Annotated in this window: 22 protein-coding genes; 19 read left to right on the top strand and 3 right to left on the bottom strand. The window is 67.9% G+C overall.

Annotated features, from left to right (window positions below; translation table 11 throughout):
• Both BGO62_RS12550 and BGO62_RS12555 read left to right on the top strand, forming a co-directional pair.
• Positions 1–1,614 (top strand): putative inorganic carbon transporter subunit DabA (locus BGO62_RS12550; RefSeq protein ID WP_296642973.1); only part of this gene is annotated, 1,614 nt, incomplete at its 5' end.
• Positions 1,611–1,937 (top strand): P-II family nitrogen regulator, encoded by a 327-nt coding sequence (locus BGO62_RS12555; RefSeq protein WP_296642976.1) that lies wholly within the window; start codon positions 1,611–1,613, stop codon positions 1,935–1,937. The genes BGO62_RS12550 and BGO62_RS12555, both read left to right, overlap by 4 nt.
• Positions 1,938–1,961: 24 nt before the next feature.
• On the opposite strand, the gene BGO62_RS12560 is transcribed toward BGO62_RS12555, so the two are convergent.
• Positions 1,962–2,912, bottom strand: coding sequence for a LysR family transcriptional regulator (locus BGO62_RS12560; RefSeq protein ID WP_296642979.1), 951 nt, complete (start codon positions 2,910–2,912; stop codon positions 1,962–1,964).
• 172 nt (positions 2,913–3,084) lie between these two features.
• Here BGO62_RS12560 and BGO62_RS12565 point away from each other — a divergent pair, with 172 nt between their 5' ends.
• The 12 genes from BGO62_RS12565 (at position 3,085) to BGO62_RS12620 (ending at position 12,148) form a co-directional block, all read left to right on the top strand.
• Positions 3,085–5,058 (top strand): CsoS2 family carboxysome shell protein, encoded by a 1,974-nt coding sequence (locus tag BGO62_RS12565; protein ID WP_296642982.1) that lies wholly within the window; start codon positions 3,085–3,087, stop codon positions 5,056–5,058.
• Positions 5,059–5,083: 25 nt separating this feature from the next.
• A complete protein-coding gene (locus BGO62_RS12570) occupies positions 5,084–6,658 on the top strand; it encodes a carboxysome shell carbonic anhydrase (RefSeq protein ID WP_296642985.1) in 1,575 nt (524 codons plus the stop codon).
• 9 nt (positions 6,659–6,667) lie between these two features.
• Positions 6,668–6,919, top strand: a complete 252-nt coding sequence (locus BGO62_RS12575; RefSeq protein ID WP_296642987.1) for a carboxysome peptide A — start codon at positions 6,668–6,670, stop codon at positions 6,917–6,919.
• A 1-nt stretch (position 6,920) separates the two neighbouring features.
• A complete protein-coding gene (locus BGO62_RS12580; RefSeq protein ID WP_296642990.1) occupies positions 6,921–7,211 on the top strand; it encodes a carboxysome peptide B in 291 nt (96 codons plus the stop codon).
• A 12-nt stretch (positions 7,212–7,223) separates the two neighbouring features.
• On the top strand, positions 7,224–7,523 hold the full coding sequence (locus BGO62_RS12585; protein ID WP_296642992.1) for a BMC domain-containing protein: 300 nt from the start codon (positions 7,224–7,226) through the stop codon (positions 7,521–7,523).
• Between the two features lie 50 nt (positions 7,524–7,573).
• The gene (locus BGO62_RS12590) at positions 7,574–7,873 is read left to right on the top strand and encodes a BMC domain-containing protein (protein ID WP_081616722.1); all 300 of its coding nucleotides are present in this window, start codon (positions 7,574–7,576) and stop codon (positions 7,871–7,873) included.
• Positions 7,874–7,891: 18 nt separating this feature from the next.
• On the top strand, positions 7,892–8,260 hold the full coding sequence (locus BGO62_RS12595) for a BMC domain-containing protein (protein ID WP_296642996.1): 369 nt from the start codon (positions 7,892–7,894) through the stop codon (positions 8,258–8,260).
• A 22-nt stretch (positions 8,261–8,282) separates the two neighbouring features.
• Complete coding sequence (locus BGO62_RS12600) at positions 8,283–8,726, top strand: ferritin-like domain-containing protein (RefSeq protein ID WP_296642998.1); 444 nt, start codon at positions 8,283–8,285, stop codon at positions 8,724–8,726.
• Positions 8,719–8,988: a 4a-hydroxytetrahydrobiopterin dehydratase gene (locus BGO62_RS12605; protein ID WP_296642999.1), complete on the top strand. Its 270-nt coding sequence runs from the start codon at positions 8,719–8,721 to the stop codon at positions 8,986–8,988. Before BGO62_RS12600 ends, BGO62_RS12605 begins: the two co-directional genes overlap by 8 nt.
• 4 nt (positions 8,989–8,992) lie before the next feature.
• Positions 8,993–9,631, top strand: coding sequence for a ParA family partition ATPase (gene parA, locus BGO62_RS12610; protein WP_296643003.1), 639 nt, complete (start codon positions 8,993–8,995; stop codon positions 9,629–9,631).
• Positions 9,628–9,813, top strand: coding sequence for a hypothetical protein (locus tag BGO62_RS12615; RefSeq protein WP_296643006.1), 186 nt, complete (start codon positions 9,628–9,630; stop codon positions 9,811–9,813). The genes parA and BGO62_RS12615 overlap by 4 nt, the downstream gene beginning before the upstream one ends.
• A gap of 208 nt (positions 9,814–10,021) precedes the next feature.
• Positions 10,022–12,148, top strand: coding sequence for a SulP family inorganic anion transporter (locus BGO62_RS12620; protein WP_296643009.1), 2,127 nt, complete (start codon positions 10,022–10,024; stop codon positions 12,146–12,148).
• An 18-nt stretch (positions 12,149–12,166) separates the two neighbouring features.
• On the opposite strand, the gene BGO62_RS12625 is transcribed toward BGO62_RS12620, so the two are convergent.
• Positions 12,167–13,078: a LysR family transcriptional regulator gene (locus BGO62_RS12625; RefSeq protein ID WP_296643012.1), complete on the bottom strand. Its 912-nt coding sequence runs from the start codon at positions 13,076–13,078 to the stop codon at positions 12,167–12,169.
• Positions 13,079–13,220: 142 nt separating this feature from the next.
• Between BGO62_RS12625 and BGO62_RS12630 the strand changes: the two genes are divergently transcribed.
• The 5 genes from BGO62_RS12630 (at position 13,221) to BGO62_RS12650 (ending at position 19,049) form a co-directional block, all read left to right on the top strand.
• Positions 13,221–14,600 (top strand): ribulose-bisphosphate carboxylase, encoded by a 1,380-nt coding sequence (locus tag BGO62_RS12630; protein WP_296643015.1) that lies wholly within the window; start codon positions 13,221–13,223, stop codon positions 14,598–14,600.
• A gap of 132 nt (positions 14,601–14,732) precedes the next feature.
• Positions 14,733–15,536, top strand: a complete 804-nt coding sequence (locus tag BGO62_RS12635) for a CbbQ/NirQ/NorQ/GpvN family protein (RefSeq protein WP_296643018.1) — start codon at positions 14,733–14,735, stop codon at positions 15,534–15,536.
• 10 nt (positions 15,537–15,546) lie between these two features.
• On the top strand, positions 15,547–15,774 hold the full coding sequence (locus BGO62_RS12640; protein ID WP_296643021.1) for a GDCCVxC domain-containing (seleno)protein: 228 nt from the start codon (positions 15,547–15,549) through the stop codon (positions 15,772–15,774).
• Entirely contained in the window at positions 15,767–18,028 is a 2,262-nt protein-coding gene (locus BGO62_RS12645; RefSeq protein WP_296643024.1) for a VWA domain-containing protein, read from the top strand. The genes BGO62_RS12640 and BGO62_RS12645 overlap by 8 nt, the downstream gene beginning before the upstream one ends.
• Positions 18,029–18,170: 142 nt before the next feature.
• On the top strand, positions 18,171–19,049 hold the full coding sequence (locus BGO62_RS12650) for a patatin-like phospholipase family protein (RefSeq protein ID WP_296643029.1): 879 nt from the start codon (positions 18,171–18,173) through the stop codon (positions 19,047–19,049).
• A 39-nt stretch (positions 19,050–19,088) separates the two neighbouring features.
• Here BGO62_RS12650 and BGO62_RS12655 read toward each other — a convergent pair.
• Positions 19,089–19,371: hypothetical protein (locus tag BGO62_RS12655; protein ID WP_296643033.1), on the bottom strand; the 283-nt coding region annotated here is incomplete at its 5' end.

Raw genomic sequence — 19,371 nt, forward strand, 5'->3', positions numbered from 1 at the left:
CCGGTGGTGGCGAGCCCGAAGAACGTGGTGCTGGAACTCGGGATCGCGCGCAGCGCCGACGACGAGGCCTTCGTCTCGACCCTGGAGCAGGTGGTTCACGAGCTCAAGGCCTCGGTGCTGTCGCCCTTCATCACGGTCGAGGCGATCGGCCTGCTGTTCGGACTCGACATGTTCGGCAAGAGCCTTGCGCCGCTCGCCTACAACCGCTGGCGCCAGCGGCTGCATCCCGACAAACCGGACAGCCGCCTGCTGCTCGACAAGCTGTCGCGGGAGCAGGCCGAATCGATCATCCGTTCGCTGCAGCGCGCCCTGATCGTCAAGGCGGTGGGGCGCGAGCTCGGCATCCAGCGCGAGGCGATCACCGACGAGACGATCCGCGAACTGCGCGAGACGGCGCTCGGCAACCAGCCGCAGGCCGCCGCCTTCGCGCAGCGTTTCGCGCTGAACGCCGAGGCGGAACGCCGGTTCATCGAGCGCCTGCGCAAGGTCTACCGCATCAACCGCGGCTATGCGCAGATCCAGCTCGAGCGCCTCGGGCGCATCGGCTTCACCCTCGACGAGCAGGCGCATTTCGTCGGCCAGGCGCTGCGCTCGATCGGCCTGACCGAAGGTTTCTCGCGCTTCGTGCTGCTCGCCGGACACGGCAGCACCTCCGAGAACAACCCCTACGAATCCGCGCTCGACTGCGGCGCCTGCGGCGGCAACCACGGCATCACCAACGCCCGCGTGCTGGCGCAGATCGCCAACAAGCCGGCGGTGCGCGCGCGCCTGCGCGAGCAGGGCATCGCGATTGCCGACGACAGCTGGTTCGTGCCGGCCTTCCACAACACCACCACCGACGAACTGCGCCTGTACGACCTCGACCTGCTGCCGCCGAGCCATCTCGTCTACACCGAACGCCTGAGCAACGGGTTGCAGGCGGCCTCGCGCCTGTGTGCGGCGGAGCGCATGGCCACGCTGGATGAAGCCGTGGCCGCGTCGGGCGGGCAGGCCGATCCGGCGAGCGCCTACCGGCTGGCGCGGCGCAACGCCATGGACTGGTCGCAGGTGCGACCCGAGTGGGGGCTGGCGCGCAACGCGGCCTTCGTCATCGGCCGCCGTCACGTCACCGGCGAGCTCGACCTCGAGGGCCGTGTGTTCCTGCATTCCTACGATTACCGCTGCGATCCCAGGGGCCGCCTGCTGGAAAACATCCTCGCCGGCCCGCTGGTGGTGGGGCAGTGGATCAACATGGAGCACTACTTCTCGGCAGTCGACAACGCCCACTACGGCAGCGGCAGCAAGGTCTACCACAACATCGCTGGCCGCTTCGGCGTCATGACCGGCAACCTGTCCGACCTGCGCACCGGATTGCCGGCGCAGACCGTGCTCAAGGACGGCTTGCCGTACCACGAACCGCTGCGCCTGCTCACGGTGATCGAGGCGCCGTTCGCACACGCGCGGGCGGCGATCGAAGGCGTGGTCAAGGTCAGGAATCTCGTCCACAACGGCTGGCTGCGCATGGCCGTGGTGGACCCCGAAACCCATGTCGCCCATGTATTCGAGGACGGCGCCTGGCGGCAGCGCGCGCTGCACGCCGCCGGCGCCGTCGAAGAGAAGGAACTCGCGCTATGAACCACCTCAACCTCAGCCCCGTGAAGAAGATCGAGATCATCCTCGAGGGCGCCCACCAGGAATTCGCCACCGACCTGCTCGACCGCGCCGGGGTGACCGGCTACACCCTCGTCGGCAACCTATCGGGCAAGGGCCGCCACGGCTTCCACGAAGGCCACCTGATGTTCAACGAGGACGCGGTGCTGATCATGATCATCGTCGCCGTGCCGACCGAACTGGTCGAGCCGATCCTCGAAGGCTTCTCGCCCTTCTTCAGCAGCCACACCGGGGTGGTGTTCATCTCCGACATCCAGGTGAGCCGGCTGGTGAAGTTCAAGCACTGAACGCCGCCGCCGGGGGCATCGATGTCAGGAGCGCGTCACGCGCCGGCGCGAGCGCGTCACCGGCTTCGGTTGCGGCAGCTTCATGATGCGGTCGGCCTCGTTCAGCACGAATTCGTGGAAGGCCTGCGCGATCGGCGACATGCGCTTGCCGCTGCGGTGGACCATGTACCACTCCTTCATGATCGGGAAGCCCTCGACGCTGAGGATCGCGACACGCCCCAGCGCCAGTTCGAATTCCAGCGTGTGCAGCGACACGATGCCCAGCCCCAGCCCGGCCATCACCGCGTGCTTGATCGCCTCGTTGCGGCTCATTTCCATCGAGGTATTGAGCTTGACGCCGCGGTCTTCGAAGAAGCGCTCGATGGCATTGCGCGTGCCGGAGCCACGTTCGCGCAGGATGAAGTTTTCCTCGACCAGGCGGGCGAGCGGCACGCGGGCGGCGCCGACGAGCGGGTGATCCGGCGGCGCGATGATTACCAGCGGGTTCTGCATGAAGGCCTGCGACTGCAGTTCGATGTTCTCGGGCGGCGTCCCCATGATCGCCATGTCCGGCGTGTTGTCCTGCAGTTGCTGCACGACTTCCTCGCGGTTGGTGACTTCCAGATGCACCTGGGTGCCGGGGTGGCGCTTCAGGAAGGCTGCCAGCAGGTAGGGCGCGAAATACTTGCCGGTGCTGGTGACGGTGAGCGCGAGCGTGCCGCGTTTCACGCCCTTCATGTCGTCGAGCACGGATTCGATGTCGCGGAACTGCTGGGCGATGGTGCGGCTGAAGGCGTAGACCTCCTTGCCGGCCTCGGTGAGATAGATCTTCTTGCCCATCTGCTCGAACAGCGGCATGCCGACCTCTTCCTCCAGCTGCTTGATCTGGGTCGAGACCGCGGGCTGGGTCAGGTGCAGTTCCTCGGAGGCGCGGGTGAAGCTGGAATGGCGCGCCACCGCTTCCAGCAGGCGCAATTGGCGAAACGTCACGTTCATGTCGCGTCCTTTTCTGTCGGTTTATCCATTCACTATAGTGAATGAAAACAATAAATATTATTCATTTTTTATTATGCAATTGCCTCTTTATAGTTCGCAACAAGGACAACAGGCACGTGTGCCCGACGTCAGACCCTAATGATCAACCGCTGATGCATAAGGAAACCAGATTATGAGTGAAGCGACTGCAACCGCCACGGGCGAACGCCTCAGCGGCCGGGAAGCGGCCATCGCCCGCCGCCAGGCGCTCTCCCTCCATGGGAAGAGTGCGCTCAAGGCCGGCACCACCGCTGCGCCGCGGAGTGCGACCGAAGCCCGCATGGCGGCGCGCGCCAGCGCCCCCGCTGCGGCGCCCGCCGCCGCCCCGAGCTGCGGCTGCCGGCACGGCGAGACCTATTCCGCACGCGTCGAGGAAGCGCGCCCGGCCACCCCGGTGGCGCTCGACCCGATCCCCGCCGTGCGCCAGCGCCGCATGGAGCAGTCGTTGAAGGGCCGCGGCGACGCGCCGCCCTGCCGCCCCTGCGGCCGCATCAAGCCCGAGCCGCCGAAGGTGGAAATCGGCACGACGCTGGCCGGCAGCACCGTGACCGGCAACCAGGTCGAGCGCACCGCGCACGTGACCGGCAACGAGGCAGGCACCTGCCGCAGCGTCACCGGCACCGAATACGTCGGCGCCGAGCAGTTCGGCGAATTCTGCGGCACGCTGCCCGAGCCGGCGCCGGCCAAGGTCGGTACGAGCAGCACCAGCCGCGGCCGCCGCGTGACCGGCACCGAAGTCGGTCGCAGCACCCGCGTCACCGGCGACGAGACCGGCACCTGCAAGCGCGTGACCGGCACCGAATACCTCGCCGCCGAACAGGCCGGCGAATTCTGCGGCACGGCCCCCGAGCCGCGCCCGGAAAAGGCGACGATGGGCATGACCGCCGGCCGCAATGCCGTGTCGGGCAGCGACCTCGCCCGCACCGTGACGGTGACCGGCGGCGAATCCGGTGCGGCCCGCCACATCACCGGCAGCGCCTACGCCGACGCGTTGGCGCGCCCTGCCGCGGAGGGCAACGGCCCAAAAAAGGTGGAAACCCGTCGCACGAGCGCTGGCGCACCGGTGAGCGGCACCCTACCGGGTCGCTCATCGAAACTTTCCGGCGATGAGCCGGGTGCCTGCGCGCGCGTGACGGGTTCCGACTACGTCAATACCGAGGAATTCAAGTCCTACTGCCGCACCGAACCCTACCAGTCGCCGGCCAAGGTGGGCGTGTCGCGCACCCTCAAGGGGCTCGACGTGTCCGGTACCCAGGTCGGCCGCTCGTCCCGGGTGACCGGCGACGAGCACGGCACCTGCAAGCCGGTGACCGGGACGTCCTACATCGGCGCTGACCAGTACGCCGAGTTCTGCGCGGCGCGTACCGCGGCGGAAGCGATCAACCGTGCCCGCCTCGGCCGCAGCGCCGACCTCACCGGCATCCAGCCGGGGCCGGACGACAAGATGACCGGCAACGAGCGCGGCGCCTGCCAGCCGGTGAGCGGCACCCCCTACCAGGGCGAGAGCCAGACTGCTGCCGCTTGCGGTCGTGCGCCGATGGCGCAGGCCTTCCGCAGCCGCGGTCCCGAGGGCTCGCAGGCCCCGGCCGCGATCACCGGCAACGCGATGGACGCCGGCCAGGGCGGCAACCGCACCGGCGACTTTTCCGTGGTGTCGCCGGCGCGCGCCGCGCAGGCTAGCGAGACCCGCCGCATCACCGGCAGTGCCTACGGCGTAGGCGGTCGCATCACCGGCCCGCTGGCGCGCGCCACCGGCCTGGTGTCGGGCACGCCCGAATTCCGCTACCGCGACGAGGCGGCTGCCGTGGCCGTGCCGGCTGCGCCGCAGCCGGCGGCTGAAGCCGCACCCCAGCGCATCACCGGCGAAGGGCGCGAGCGCCACATCACCGGCGACGCCTGGGACCGCGGCAGCCGCGTGACCGGCACCGAAGGTCCTGCGACCCGCCGCAATCCGACCCAGCGCGGCGATGCGCGCGGCAACGCGATGAGCGCACGCGCCTTCCGCGACGTCGAGACCCCGGAGCCGTCCGCCAGCCGCATCACCGGCAGCAGCGGCAACGCCAGCGCGGGTGCGACGATCACCGTGTCCGGCGGCGCCCGGGGCTAACGAGGCGTAGCGAGGACGATCCGCCATGAACACCCGTCAACGTCACGATGCGATGCGCGCGCGCCAACCCGCCCCGGCGGGCATGGCGATGCGCGCCGCGCCGGCCGCGCACACGCTGCCGAGCTGGCCGCAGCGTGTGAGCTTCTGCCCGCCCGGCATGCAGGAGAGGGCCGGCGAATGCGTCTCCAGCGTGTGCGCGCCGCAGGCCCATCCGCTGATCGACGCGGCGCGCAACGCCGAGCTGGCCGAGTACGAGCGCACGGTGCGCCAGCGTTTCGACGCCATCGTGCCGACGCTCAAGGAGATCGCCGCGCTGCAGCACGAGGCCGGCTTCGAGCAGCGGGCGCAGCAGATCGCCCGCGAGCGGCTGGGTTTCGAATTGCCTGGGACGGTGCTCGCCGACGCCTGGGTGACCACCCTCGACATGCGCAAGCTTTACGGCCACAGCGTGCTGCAGACCTACCACACTCTGGCCCGGGACTACAGCGCGCGCTGGAACGGCCACGCCGAAGCGGACGCGATGCAGCGCTTCTTCGTCGAATGCGGCTTCCACGAGGTCGACATCAGCCCCTGCGCGGACGGCCGCCTCAAGGGCCTGCTGCAGTTCGTGCTGCGCCTGCCGCTCCAGGCGGTGCGCCGCAAGTCCTACGCCGGTGCGATGTTCGACGTCGAACTGAACGTCAAGCACTGGACCGAGACCGAGCTGCGCCGCTTCCGCGAAGGCGTGCCGACGCTGTCGGACGCCGGCACGCGCTACCTCAAGATCGCGGTCTACCATTTCAGCAGCTCCGACCCGCATCACGAGGGCTGCGCCGCGCACGGCAGCGACGACGGGAAGGCCGCCCAGGCCGCCCTCGACCGCCTGGCCGCGTTCCGCACCGCGATCGAGAACGGCTTCTGCTGCGGCGCCTCGGTGGCGACGCTCTTGATCGGCGTCGACACCGACAACGACGCGATCAAGATCCACGTGCCCGACGCCAACGGCGAAATGGACACCGCGTGCTGCGTCGACAACCTGGCCGTGTATCGCCAGACCGCCGGCATGGCCGCTTCGGAAGCGCGCTGGCGCCTCGGCGCGGCGATCGACGAGGCGGTGCGCGAGGCTGGCCGCAGCGCGCCGGAAACCGGCATGCGCAGCCTGATCGAGCGCCTGCTGACGAACAACCTGTCGCAGATCGACTACGTCTGCGCGCAGCACAACGGCCGCTACGCAGACGTCGGCCACGCCGAGCGCTTCATCAACATCGGCGACAGCTTCGATGTGCTGCATCTGCGCAACCTCGCCTACTTCGGCCATCTGCACACGATCGAGGAAGGCGCGGCGGACATGGACGTCGGCATCAAGATCTTCAGCGGCCTCAACGTGGCGCGCGGCCTGCCGATCCCGATCGCGATCCACTACCGCTACGACGAGCAGGTGCCGGGTTCGCGCGAACGCGCGGTGGCGCGCTGCCGGCGGATCAAGGCGGCAATCGTGGCGCGCTACCCGCGGCTCGCCAAGGAAGGTTTGCTGTTCTGCGGCATGACGGTGCAGGGCAAGGCCCCTGGTAGTGCGCAGGAAGACATTTCGGACATCGACACCAACTCGCATGGGCATTGAGGCGAAGCGATGAAGATCATGCAAGTGGAGAAAACCCTGGTCTCGACCAACCGCGTGCGCGAAATGGGCCACCGCCCGTTGCTGGTGGTGCGCGAGAAGGCCGGCGGCGCGCGCAGCGTGGCGGTCGACGCGGTGGGCTGCATCCCGGGCGACTGGGTGATCTGCGTCGGCAGCTCGGCGGCGCGCGAGGCGGCGGGCGCGAAGGACTTCCCGAGCGACCTGACCATCATCGGCATCATCGATCACTGGCAGGAGCACTGAGATGGAAGTCATGCGCGTGGTGTCGGACCTGGTGTGCACGCGCCGCATTCCGGGCCTGTTCAGCGCCTCGCTGCGCGTGCTGGCCGACGACAAGGGCAAGCTTTCCGTGGCGGTCGACCCGGTGGGCGTGCCAGAGGGGAAATGGGTATTCACCGCCGGCGGCTCGGCCGCCCGCTACGGCGCCGGCGATTACAGGATTCTTACCGATCTGACGATCCTCGGGATCATCGATCAGTGGGATGCGACGGAAGCGCGTCGCGAAGAGAGCAAGGCAGTTTCATTAACCGTGTAAAGGAGAAACATCATGGCAAACGCAATGACGGGCATCGCCCTTGGAATGATTGAAACGCGTGGTCTGGTGCCGGCGATCGAAGCCGCCGACGCCATGACCAAAGCCGCCGAAGTGCGCCTGATCGGCCGCCAGTTCGTCGGTGGCGGCTACGTGACCGTGCTGGTGCGCGGCGAGACCGGTGCGGTGAACGCCGCGGTGCGTGCCGGTGCCGACGCCTGCGAGCGCGTGGGTGACGGCCTGGTCGCTGCCCACATCATCGCCCGCGTGCACAACGAAGTCGAAGGCATCCTGCCGACCGCCGCTGCGGCCTGATTGGGCCCGGCGCAACGGATTGAACGCAATTTTTGATAGGAGTTAGGAAAATGGCTACTGGAATGACTGGCATTGCCCTGGGCATGATTGAAACCCGCGGTCTGGTTCCCGCGATCGAAGCGGCTGACGCGATGACCAAGGCGGCGGAAGTGCGCCTGATCGGCCGCCAGTTCGTCGGCGGCGGCTACGTCACCGTCCTCGTTCGTGGCGAGACCGGCGCGGTCAACGCGGCGGTGCGCGCCGGTGCGGATGCATGCGAGCGCGTGGGCGACGGCCTGGTTGCTGCCCACATCATCGCCCGCGTCCACAACGAAGTCGAAAACATCCTGCCGACCGCGGCCGCGGCCTGATCGGGGCGCGCCATGGACATGGCAGTTGAAACGAAGCGTACGGTCATGACGGGCACGGCCAGCGGCATCGCGCTCGGCATGATCGAAACGCGCGGTCTGGTTCCCGCGATCGAGGCGGCGGACGCGATGACCAAGGCGGCGGAAGTGCGGCTGATCGGCCGCCAGTTCGTCGGCGGCGGCTACGTCACCGTCCTGGTGCGCGGCGAAACCGGCGCGGTCAACGCGGCGGTGCGTGCCGGTGCGGATGCATGCGAGCGTGTGGGCGACGGCCTGGTTGCCGCCCACATCATCGCCCGCGTCCACAACGAAGTCGAAGGCATCCTGCCGAGCGAGGCGGATGCCGGCGGCGGCGGGCGCGACGGCGAGGTGGCCTGCGTCAACTTCTGAGCGGGTGAGCGAGGTTACGGCGATGGACCCACGACTACTGGGATATCTCAACCGGGCATTGGGGCATGAAATGGCTGCGGTGCAGCAGTACATGGCCCAGTCCAGGCTGTGCGGCCTGTGGCAGCTGGCGGATTACTGCAGCCACTTCCACCAGGACGTCATCGAGGAACTCGGCCACGTCGCGAGCCTGACCGATGCGCTGCTGAAGCTCGGTGCGGCACCGAATGCCACGCAGCTGCCGCCGGTGCGGCTGGGCCGCTCGCTGGAGGAGATGCTGGCGATCGACCGCGTGCTCGAGGTCGAGGCGGTGCGCCTGTACGAGGAAGCCGCCGCCTACTGTGCACGGGTGCGCGATGGCGCGCACCACGCGCTGTTCCAGAAGATCCTGAACGACGAGCTGGAACACCTGCAGGAACTCGACCGCATGGAAGCCGACCTGAGATCGAAGGAGAAACGTTATGCCTGAGGACAACAACCCGATCCCGCACTGGCAGCGGCAGGATCTGCCGCCGATGCTGAGCCGGCGCTTCGAGTTCGAGACCTACGCCGAGACCCGGCGCTTCCTCGACGGCGTGGCGAAAGTGGCCGAGGCGGCGCAGCACTACCCGAACCTCAGCTTCGGCAAGACCTACGTCAGCGTCACGCTCGACGCCGACGGCAAGAAGATCGGCCCCGACCTGGTCGCGCTGGCGCAGCAGATCGACGCGCTCGCCCCCGGCGCGGCCTGACGCGATGGCCGCGCTGCGCATCGCGCTGGCGAATCAGAAGGGCGGCACCGGCAAGACCACGCTGGCGGTCAATCTCGCCGCCGGCCTGCACCGGCGCGGCGCCACCGTCCTGCTCGATGCCGATCCGCAAGGCTCGGCCGGGCACTGGGCGCGGGTCGGCAGCGAATCCGGCGACCTGCCGCCGGTGCGCCGGCTCGGCGAGGGTGCGGTCGACGCCGCGATCCGCGACGCGGCGCGCGCGCAGCGCCACGTGCTGGTCGACTGCCCGCCGCACCTGCAGTCGGGCGTGCTGCAGCAGGTGATGCAGGCGGTCGACGTGGTGCTGGTCCCGGTGCAGCCGTCGCCGCTGGACCTGTGGGCGAGCGTCGACATGGCCGAGGCGGTGCGCACGGCGCAACGGCGCAACCGGCCGCTGCGCGCGTACCTGGTCGTGAACCAGCTCGACCGCCGCAACGCGCTGTCGGGGGCGATGCAACAGGCGCTCGCCGAATTCGGCCTGCCGGCACTGGCGAACGGACTGACGCGGCGTGCGGCGTTCCGCAGCGCGGCGCTGGAAGGCGGCAGCGTGTATGCGCTGGGCAGCCGCGGCGCGGCGGCGGTCGCGGACGTGGAAGCAATCATCAAGGAGGTACTGAGTTCATGAACAAGGCATCAGGCAAGCTCGCCGCGGGCGTGCGCAAGGTGAAGACCCAGCAGACGGCGCCGGCCGCCGCCGACAAGGCACCGGTGCCGGCACCGGCAAAGACGGCGGCGCCCAAGCGCGTCGTCGCCGCCCCCCAGGCTGCCGTGGCAGCCCCGCATCCGGACCGCGTCTGGCCGGATTGACCGTGCACGTCGCAGGCGTGTGCCGCAGCGCCGGGTCACCCCCAGCGGCCGCGGGGACGCGGCACCCGCCTGCAGGCGTGCACCGCGAGCGGTGAGTCTTCTCGCCGCCGCAACCGGGTCGTTGCGGCCCGGATAGACGATGCGTCGGGCCTTGGCCCGGCGATGGATGAGCGCCACGACCTCGCTTGCAAGTTTGACGGAGAGACCGATGTTGACGCCCACCAATCCTGTTCTGACGCGGCTGCTGCCCTTCCTCGCGTGGTTTCCCATGACGCGCGCGAGCCTGCGTGCCGACCTGCTCGCCGGCATCACGGTCGCCCTCATCCTGGTGCCGCAGAGCATGGCCTACGCGCAGCTTGCCGGCCTGCCGGTGGTGTACGGACTCTACGCCGGCTTCCTGCCGGTGATCGTCGCCGCACTGTGGGGGTCGCTGCGCCAGTTGCACACCGGGCCGACCGCGATGCTGTCGCTGATGTCGGCGGCGGCGCTGCTGCCCTATGCCGCAGTCGGCAGCGAGGCCTTCATCGTGCTGTCGGTGATGCTCGCGCTGATGGTCGGCATCCTGCGCCTGGCGCTGGGCCTGTTCCGCCTCGGCGTGCTGGTGAACTTCCTGTCGCACCCGGTCATCATCGGCTTCACCAATGCCGCTGCGCTGATCATCGGCCTGTCGCAGCTCAACAAGCTGATCAACGTGCCGATGCCGCGCAGCGACTGGTTTCTCGCCGACCTCTGGGTGGTGCTGCAGCAGCTCGGCAGCACCCACTGGCCGACGCTGTTGTTCGGCCTCGGCGCGTTCGGTCTCATCTGGCTGCTGCAGAAGCGTCTGCCGCGCCTGCCCGGCGTGCTGATCGCGATCGTCGTCACCACGCTGGCAAGCTATGTGATTGGTTTCGAGCGCACCTCGAAGGCGGGCGTCGAAGCGATCCAGGACGACGGCGTGCGCGCGCTGGTGGTGCGGCTCGACCAGGCGGCCGTCGCGCTCAAGCGCAACAGCGAGGCGACCGCGCGTCTGCAGGCCGATCTGGCGCGGGCCGAAGAGGCGGGGGCAAATTTCGACGCGCTGCTCGACCTGAAAACGGGCATCGCACGCAACCAGGCTGCCGCCGCCGCGCTCGGCGAGCAGATGATGAAGCTGCGCATCCAGCTGCACCAGATCGATTTCACGCGCCACGCCGGGCCGAACGGCGAGCCGCAATTCGTCGTCGCCGGCGAGATGCCCGAGAGCGAGCCGCTCGGCATGGGGCACTGGCGCTTCGGCGGCGTCGCCGGCGGCGAGGTGAAATTCACCGGCGGCGGCGAAGTGGTCGGCGCGATTCCGGCCGGCGTGCCCGGCTTCGCAGTGCCGCACGTCGACTGGGCGCTGGTGCTGCCGCTGCTGCCGGCGGCGCTCGTCATGGCGCTGCTCGGCTTCATGGAGGCCACCTCGATCTCCAAGGCGATCAGCGCCAAGACCGGGCAGCGCATCGACACCAACCGCGAACTGGTGGGGCAGGGGCTGGCCAACATCGTCGGCAGCTTCTTCCATGCCTACGTGGTGAGCGGCTCGTTCTCGCGCTCGGCGGTGGCGGCGCGCGAGGGCGCGCGCACCGGCCTGTTCGCGATCGTCAGCGCGCTCGGCGTGCTCGCGGTGATGCTGTTCCTCACCCCGCTGCTGTACCACCTGCCGCAGGCGGTGCTGGCGGCGGTGATCATGCTCGCGGTGTTCGGATTGGTGCGCGTGGCGCCGCTGGTGCACGCGTGGAAGGTCAACCGTCCCGACGCGGTGATCGGCATCGCCACCTTCGTCGCCACGCTGGCGATGGCGCCGGCGCTCGCCAACGGCATCCTGCTCGGCGTCGGGCTGACGGTCGCGCTCTACCTCTATCGCAACATGCGGCCGCGCGCCGAGATCCTCGGCCGCCATCCGGACGGCGTGCTCGGCGGCATCGACACCCACAAGCTGCCGGCGATCAGCGAGCGTTACGTGGTGCTGCGCTTCGACGGCTCGCTCAACTTCGTCAACGTCGCCTACTTCGAGGACGTGGTGCTGCAGGCGCTCGACCGCTTTCCGCAGGCGCAGGCGGTGCTGGTCATCGGCAGCGGCATCAACGATCTCGACGTGTCGGGCGAGGAGAAGCTGCGCGCGCTGGCCGAGCAGCTGCGCGAGCGCAACGTGACGCTCTACTTCAGCAGCCTGAAGCGCCAGGTGATGCAAGCGTTCGAGCGGAGCGGGTTGTCGAGGGTGATCCCCGCCGACCACATCTTCAAGACCAAGGAAGTCGCGCTGAAGACGCTCGACGCCAGCTACGGCAGGCCCCGGGCCGAACCTGCGCTGTCGGCCTCGCCGCAGGCGTGAAAACAGCGTGGACAGGCCCTATTTGCGCCGCGCCGGCCTGGTGCCGGCGTCGGCCAGCACGAACTGCTTGAACGCCTGCGCCACCGGCGACAGCCGCTTGTCGGCGCGGTGCACCACGTACCAGTGGCGCATGATGGGAAAGCCCTCGACGTTCAGCACCGCCAGCCGCTTCAAGGTCAATTCCATTTCCAGCGTCTGCTGCGACAGGATGCCGAGTCCCAGCCCGGCCTGAACGGCCTGGCGGATCGCCTCGTTGCTGCTCATCTCCATGCTGCTGCGGATGTCCTGTCCGCGTGCGGCGAAGAAACGCTCCATCGCCGCGCGCGTACCGGAGCCGGCTTCCCGCACCAGGAAGGACTCGGCCGCGAGCGCCTCGACCGTCACCTTGCGCCGCCCTGCCAGCGGATGGCCGGGCGGCGCGATCACCACCAGCGGGTTGTCCATGAAGCGGGTCGCTTCCAGCCCGAGACCCTCCGGCACCTGCCCCATGATCGCGAGATCGATGCGGTTGTTCGCCAGCAGATCCAGCACCGTCGCGCGATTCGATACGTCGAGGTGGACGGCCACGCCCGGGTGACCGCTGCGGAAGCGTGCCAGGATGCCGGTGGCAATGGCATTGACCGTCGACGTCACCGCCAGCCGCAGGCTGCCGCTGTCGACGCCCTTGAGCTGCGCGAGGTTGTGCTGCAGATCGTCCAGCCGTGCGGTGATCGCCTGGCTGGCGTGCAGCACCTCGCGTCCGGCGTCGGTGAGATAGATTTTCTTGCCCAGCTGCTCGGTGAGCGGCATCCCCAGAATCAGTTCGATCCCGCGTACCTGCATCGAGACCGCCGGCTGCGACAGGTGCAGCTCCGCGGCCGCGCGCGAGAACGACAGGTTGCGGGCGACGGCCTCGAAGACCCGGAATTGGCGGAGCGTCAGTCGGCGCATGACTCGATCAACCTATAAGGAGATTTATATAGTTTTTATCATAACAATTGAATATTAATTATATAAGCGTGTCCGTATAGTCCGCTCCTGTCGTTTTCGGGGGCGGGGCTCCCGGAGCTTTTTTCACTCGCAGGAGCACGCCATGGATCAGTCCGCACGTTACGCCGACCTCAGCCTCAAAGAAGAAGACCTGATGAAGGGCGAGAAGCACATTCTCGTCGCCTACAAGATGAAGCCGAAGGCCGGCTACGGCTACCTGGAAGCGGCCGCCCACTTCGCCGCCGAATCCTCGACCGGCACCAACGTCGAAGTCTCGACCACCGACGAATTCACCAAGGGCGTCGACGCGCTGGTGTATTACATCGATGAAGCGAACGAAGACATGCGGATCGCCTACCCGATCGAGCTGTTCGACCGCAACGTCACCGACGGCCGCTTCATGCTGGTCTCCTTCCTGACCCTGGCGATCGGCAACAACCAGGGCATGGGCGATATCGAGCACGCCAAGATGATCGACTTCTATGTGCCGCAGCGCGCCATCCAGATGTTCGATGGCCCCGCCACCGACATCTCCAACCTGTGGCGCATCCTCGGCCGTCCGGTCAAGGACGGCGGCTACATCGCCGGCACCATCATCAAGCCGAAGCTGGGCCTGCGTCCCGAGCCGTTCGCCAAGGCGGCCTACCAGTTCTGGCTGGGCGGCGACTTCATCAAGAACGACGAGCCGCAGGGCAACCAGGTGTTCTGTCCGCTGAAGAAGGTGCTGCCGCTGGTGTACGACGCCATGAAGCGCGCCCAGGATGAAACCGGCCAGGCCAAGCTGTTCTCCATGAACATCACCGCCGACGACCACTACGAGATGCTGGCCCGCGCCGACTACGGCCTGGAAGTGTTCGGCCCCGACGCCGACAAGCTGGCCTTCCTGGTCGACGGCTACGTCGGCGGCCCGGGCATGGTCACCACCGCCCGCCGCAACTACCCCGGCCAGTACCTGCACTACCACCGTGCCGGCCACGGCGCCGTCACCTCGCCGTCCGCCAAGCGCGGCTACACTGCCTTCGTTCTGGCCAAGATGAGCCGCCTGCAGGGCGCGTCCGGCATCCACGTCGGCACCATGGGCTACGGCAAGATGGAAGGCGAGGCGTCCGACAAGGGCATCGCCTACATGATCGAGCGCGACGAGTGCCAGGGCCCGGTCTACTTCCAGAAGTGGTACGGCATGAAGCCCACCACCCCGATCATCTCCGGCGGCATGAACGCGCTGCGCCTGCCCGGCTTCTTCGAGAACCTCGGCCACGGCAACGTCATCAACACCTCCGGCGGCGGTTCCTACGGCCACATCGACAGCCCGGCGGCCGGCGCGATCTCGCTGCGCCAGTCGTACGAGTGCTGGAAGTCGGGCGCCGACCCGATCGAGTTCGCCAAGAGCCACAAGGAATTCGCCCGCGCCTTCGAGTCCTTCCCGAACGATGCCGACAAGCTGTATCCGGGCTGGCGCGAAAAGCTGGGCGTGCACAAGTAAGAACACGGGGATGCAACCTCATCCCCCCGCGGGGCGGGTTTGAAGCGGTCTCCTAGCCGTCGAGAACCCACCCGCGCTACACGCCTCCGGCTTTCCGGGGGCGTTTTTTTTCTTCCGTCGCGAGGAATGAGCATGATCGACAAGGACCAGTACAAGGTTCAGCAGGAACCCTTCTACCAGCAGCAGCGGAACGAGGTCGCGCTGTACGAGGCCGCCTACCGCAACCGCCTGCCGGTTATGGTGAAAGGCCCGACCGGCTGCGGCAAATCGCGCTTCGTCGAATACATGGCGTGGAAGCTCAACAAGCCGCTGATCACCGTGGCCTGCAACGAGGACATGACCGCGTCCGATCTGGTCGGGCGCTATCTCTTGGAAGCCAACGGCACCCGCTGGCTCGACGGCCCGCTCACCACCGCCGCGCGCATCGGCGCCATCTGCTATCTGGATGAAATCGTGGAAGCGCGCCAGGACACCACCGTGGTGATCCACCCGCTTACCGACCACCGCCGCACCCTGCCGCTCGACAAGAAGGGCGAACTGATCAACGCGCATCCCGACTTCCAGCTGGTGATCTCCTACAACCCCGGCTACCAGACGCTGATGAAGGATCTGAAGCAGTCGACCAAGCAGCGCTTCACCGCCTTCGATTTCGACTACCCCGATGCCGCGCTGGAAGCGCAGATCGTGGCGAAGGAAACCGGCATGGACGCAGCGGTCGCCGCCCAGCTGGTGAAGATCGGCGGCGTCGCGCGCAGCCTGAAAGGGCACGGCCTCGACGAGGGCATCTCGACGCGCCTGCTGGTGTACGCGGCGACGCTCATCAAGGACGGCGTGGCGCCGGTCGACGCCTGCCGCATGGCGCTGGTGCGCCCGATCACCGACGACGCCGACATCCGCGAAACGCTGGATCACGCGGTCGACGCGACGTTTGCGTGAAAATATAACAATGCAGCCCCAGTTCGTCACCGCGTCAGTGCTCACCTGCCCGCATTGCGGGTTTGCCAAGCAGGAGGTCATGCCTGTGGACGCGTGCCAGTGGTTTTACGAGTGTGAACACTGCCATCAGTTGCTGCGCCCGAAACCGGGCGACTGCTGTGTCTATTGTTCCTACGGGAGCGTCCCCTGTCCGCCGGTCCAGTTGTCCGGGAAGAAGGGCTGCGGCTGCCATGACTGATACCGCTTACCAGCATCCGCTGATGGCTGCCTACTGGAAGCAGCTCGACACCCGCTTTCCGCAGGTGGAGGAGGTGTTCGAGGACTGCATGGCGGAAGCGCTGGCGGTGCTCACGCGCGAAGGGATCGATGCCTACCTGGAAGCCGGCCGGGTTATCGGCAAGCTGGGCCGCGGCGCCGAGCCGATGCTGGCATTCATGGAGGAGTGGCCGTCCAGCGCGATAGCCGTGGGCGAAGCGGCGCTGCCGGCGGTGATGGCACTGGTCCAGCGCATGCAGAAATCGCCCAACGGCCGCGCCATCGCGCCCTTCCTGCAGACGCTTGCGCCGCTGGCGCGGCGGCTGCAGTCGGCCGAGCAGCTGCAGCACTACCTCGACATCACGCTCGACTTCATGGAGCGCACCACCGGCTCCATCCACGGCCACCACACCACCTTTCCCAGCCCCGGCCTGCCGGAGTTCCTCGCCCAGGCGCCGAACCTGCTCAGCCAGCTGACGCTGGCCGGCCTGAAGAACTGGGTCGAATACGGCATCCGCAACTACGGCAGCCACCCCGAGCGGCAGAAGGATTACTTCAGCCTGCAGTCGGCCGACAGCCGCGCCGTGCTGCAGCGCGAGCGCCACGGCACCCTGCTGGCGGACGTCGAGCGCAAGCTCGACCTGTACCTGCGCGGCCTGTGGCAGGACAGCGACCATCTGGTGCCGTATTCCACCGCGTTCGACGAAATCCGCAAGCCGATTCCCTACTACGACAAGCTCGGCATCCGCCTGCCCGACGTCTACGACGATGCCGGAGACATTGCTGGCATCGACCGCTACCGCGCCGCGCTCGCCCACATCGTCGGCCACCGCCGCTGGTCCGAGGCGCAGATCGCCGACAACTGGAGCCCGTTCCAGCGCATGGCGGTGGAGTTCTTCGAGGACTGCCGCGTCGAGACGCTGCTGATCCGCGCCTACCCCGGCCTGCGCAAATTGTTCCTCGCGCTGCATCCGGCACCTTTGGAGAACGCCTGCGATCCGGAAACCACTTCCTGCCTGCGCCACCGCATGGCGATGCTGTCGCGCGCGCTGCTCGATCCGGAGCATGGCTACGCCGATGCCGACCTCAACGACTTCGTCGCCCGCTTCCACGCCGTCATGGCGCAGGGCGAATCCAGCACCGAGGAGATCGCCGCGCTGGCGCTCTCCTACGTCGCCAAAACCCGCCGCCAGAGCGACCAGTTCGCCCGGATCCACTTCGACGACACCGTGGTCGATTACCGCGACGACAACCGCCAGTTGTGGAAATTCATCGAGGCCGGCGACGAGGAAGAGGCCTTCGACGAGCAGCGCAAGATCGAGCCGGGCGAGGAAATCCACGGCCTGCCGCCGCGCCACTACCCGGAGTGGGACTACGGCAGCCAGACCTACCGCCCGGACTGGGCCTGCGTGTACGAAGCGCTGCATCCCAGCGGCAACCCGGCCGACATCGACCGCCTGCTCGCCAAGCACGGCGCGCTCGCCAAGCAGCTGAAGAAGATGCTCGACCTCTTGAAGCCGCAGGACAAGGTGCGCATCCGCTACCAGGAAGAAGGCAGCGAGCTCGATCTCGACGTCGCCATCCGTTCGCTGATCGACTTCAAGGGCGGCGCCACCCCCGACCCGCGCATCAACATGAGCCACCGCACCGACGGCCGCGACATCGCCGTCATGCTGCTGCTCGACCTGTCGGAATCGCTCAACGAAAAGGCGGCGGGCAGCGACCAGACCATACTCGAACTCTCCCAGGAAGCGGTTTCGCTCTTGGCCTGGGCGATCGAGAAGCTGGGCGACTCGTTCGCCATCGCCGGCTTCCATTCCAACACCCGCCACGACGTGCGCTATCTGCACATCAAGGGCTACGGCGAGCACTTCAACGACGACGTCAAGGCGCGCCTGGCCGCGATGCAGGCAGGCTGGTCCACCCGCATGGGCGCGGCGATGCGCCACGCCGCGCATTACCTCGGCGCGCGCCGCGCCGACAAGAAGCTGATGCTCGTCCTCACCGACGGCCGCCCGTCCGACGTCGACGCCCACGACGAGCGCCTGCTGATCGAGGACGCGCGGCAAGCGGTGAAGGAACTCGACCAGGACGGCATCTTCACCTACTGCATCAGCCTCGACCCCAGGGCCGACGAATACGTCAGCGACATCTTCGGCCGCCAGGTCACCGTCGTCGACCACGTCGAGCGGCTGCCGGAAAAGCTACCCGCGCTTTTCATGGCGTTGACGAAGTAAATGCCCCAAGCCGCGTAGCGACGGCCGGAGCCCCCAGCCATTCGATGCGGCATGCGCCGGCAGAACGCTTGACTTCCCGGCGGGTCGGAGGCGAACCTGCCGGTTCGTCCGCCCATCCTTGTCCAAGCCGAGACCGATTTTCATGCGCCGCCTGACTCTGCTCCTGCTCGCCGCCCTGCTTGCCGCCTGCGCGGCCCCGCCCCCGGCGCCGTCCATCCCGACGCCGGCCCCGCTGCCCAAGCCGCCGCTCAAGATCGCGCTGGCGCTGGGCGGCGGCGCGGCGCGGGGCTTTGCCCACATCGGCGTGATCAAGGCGCTGGAGGCCCAGGGCATCGTGCCGGACATGGTGGTGGGCACCAGCGCGGGTTCGGTGGTGGGCGCGCTCTACGCCTCGGGCATGAGCGGCTTCGAGCTGCAGAATCTGGCCCTGACGATGCAGGAGAACATGCTGGCGGACTGGACCCTGCCCAACCGCGGCGTGCTGAAGGGCGAAGCGCTGCAGGATTTCATCAACCTGAAGGTGAAAAACCTCACCATCCAGAAAATGCCCAAACCCCTGGGCGTGGTGGCCACCGACCTGCAAAGCGGCGAGAAAGTGCTGTTCCGCCGCGGCGACACCGGCATGGCGGTGCGCGCCTCCAGCGCCGTGCCGGGCGTGTTCCAGCCGGTCGAGATCAGCGGCCGCGATTACGTCGACGGCGGCCTCACCTCGCCGGTGCCGGCTCAGGTCGCGCGCAGCATGGGGGCGGACTTCGTCATCGCGGTGGACATTTCCAGCGTCAGCCGCCGCGGCAAGCTCAGCGGCACCCTCGACGTGCTGCTGCAGACCTTCGCCATCATGGGCCATACCATCAGCAGCCACGAGCTGGAGGATGCGGACGTCGTGATCCGGCCGCAGACGGCCGCGGTGAGCAGCACCGATTTCGAAGACCGGCACCTCGCCATCCTGGAAGGCGAGAAGGCCGCCGCCGCGGCCATGCCGGAACTGAAGGCCCGGCTCGCCAGGGCGCGGGCGCGCTGACGCCGGACGGAGGGGGCTGTTCGAGCGGCGGCATCCTGCCTACGCCTGCCAGACCCCGTACCCCGCCTCGCGGAAATCGATCGCCAATTCCACTTCCAGGTCGCGCGCGTGCTCGTACGACAGCGGGTTGTAGAGCGCGTACAGCTCGGGCAGCAAGCGCAGGCCGAATTGCTTGACGAAGCGGTTGGACTGGATGCCCGCCTTGTGCCTGTCGAAGCGCAGGTCGGGATCCAGACCCGTCATGCCGACGTGGACGCACGGCTTGCCGGCGACGTAGCCGGGGTTGGCTTTCCTGAATCGGGCTTCGTGAAGCACGTCTTTC

Origin of the sequence: Thiobacillus sp. 65-1402 (assembly GCF_001897685.1) — a bacterium.
Lineage (GTDB): Bacteria > Pseudomonadota > Gammaproteobacteria > Burkholderiales > Thiobacillaceae > Thiobacillus.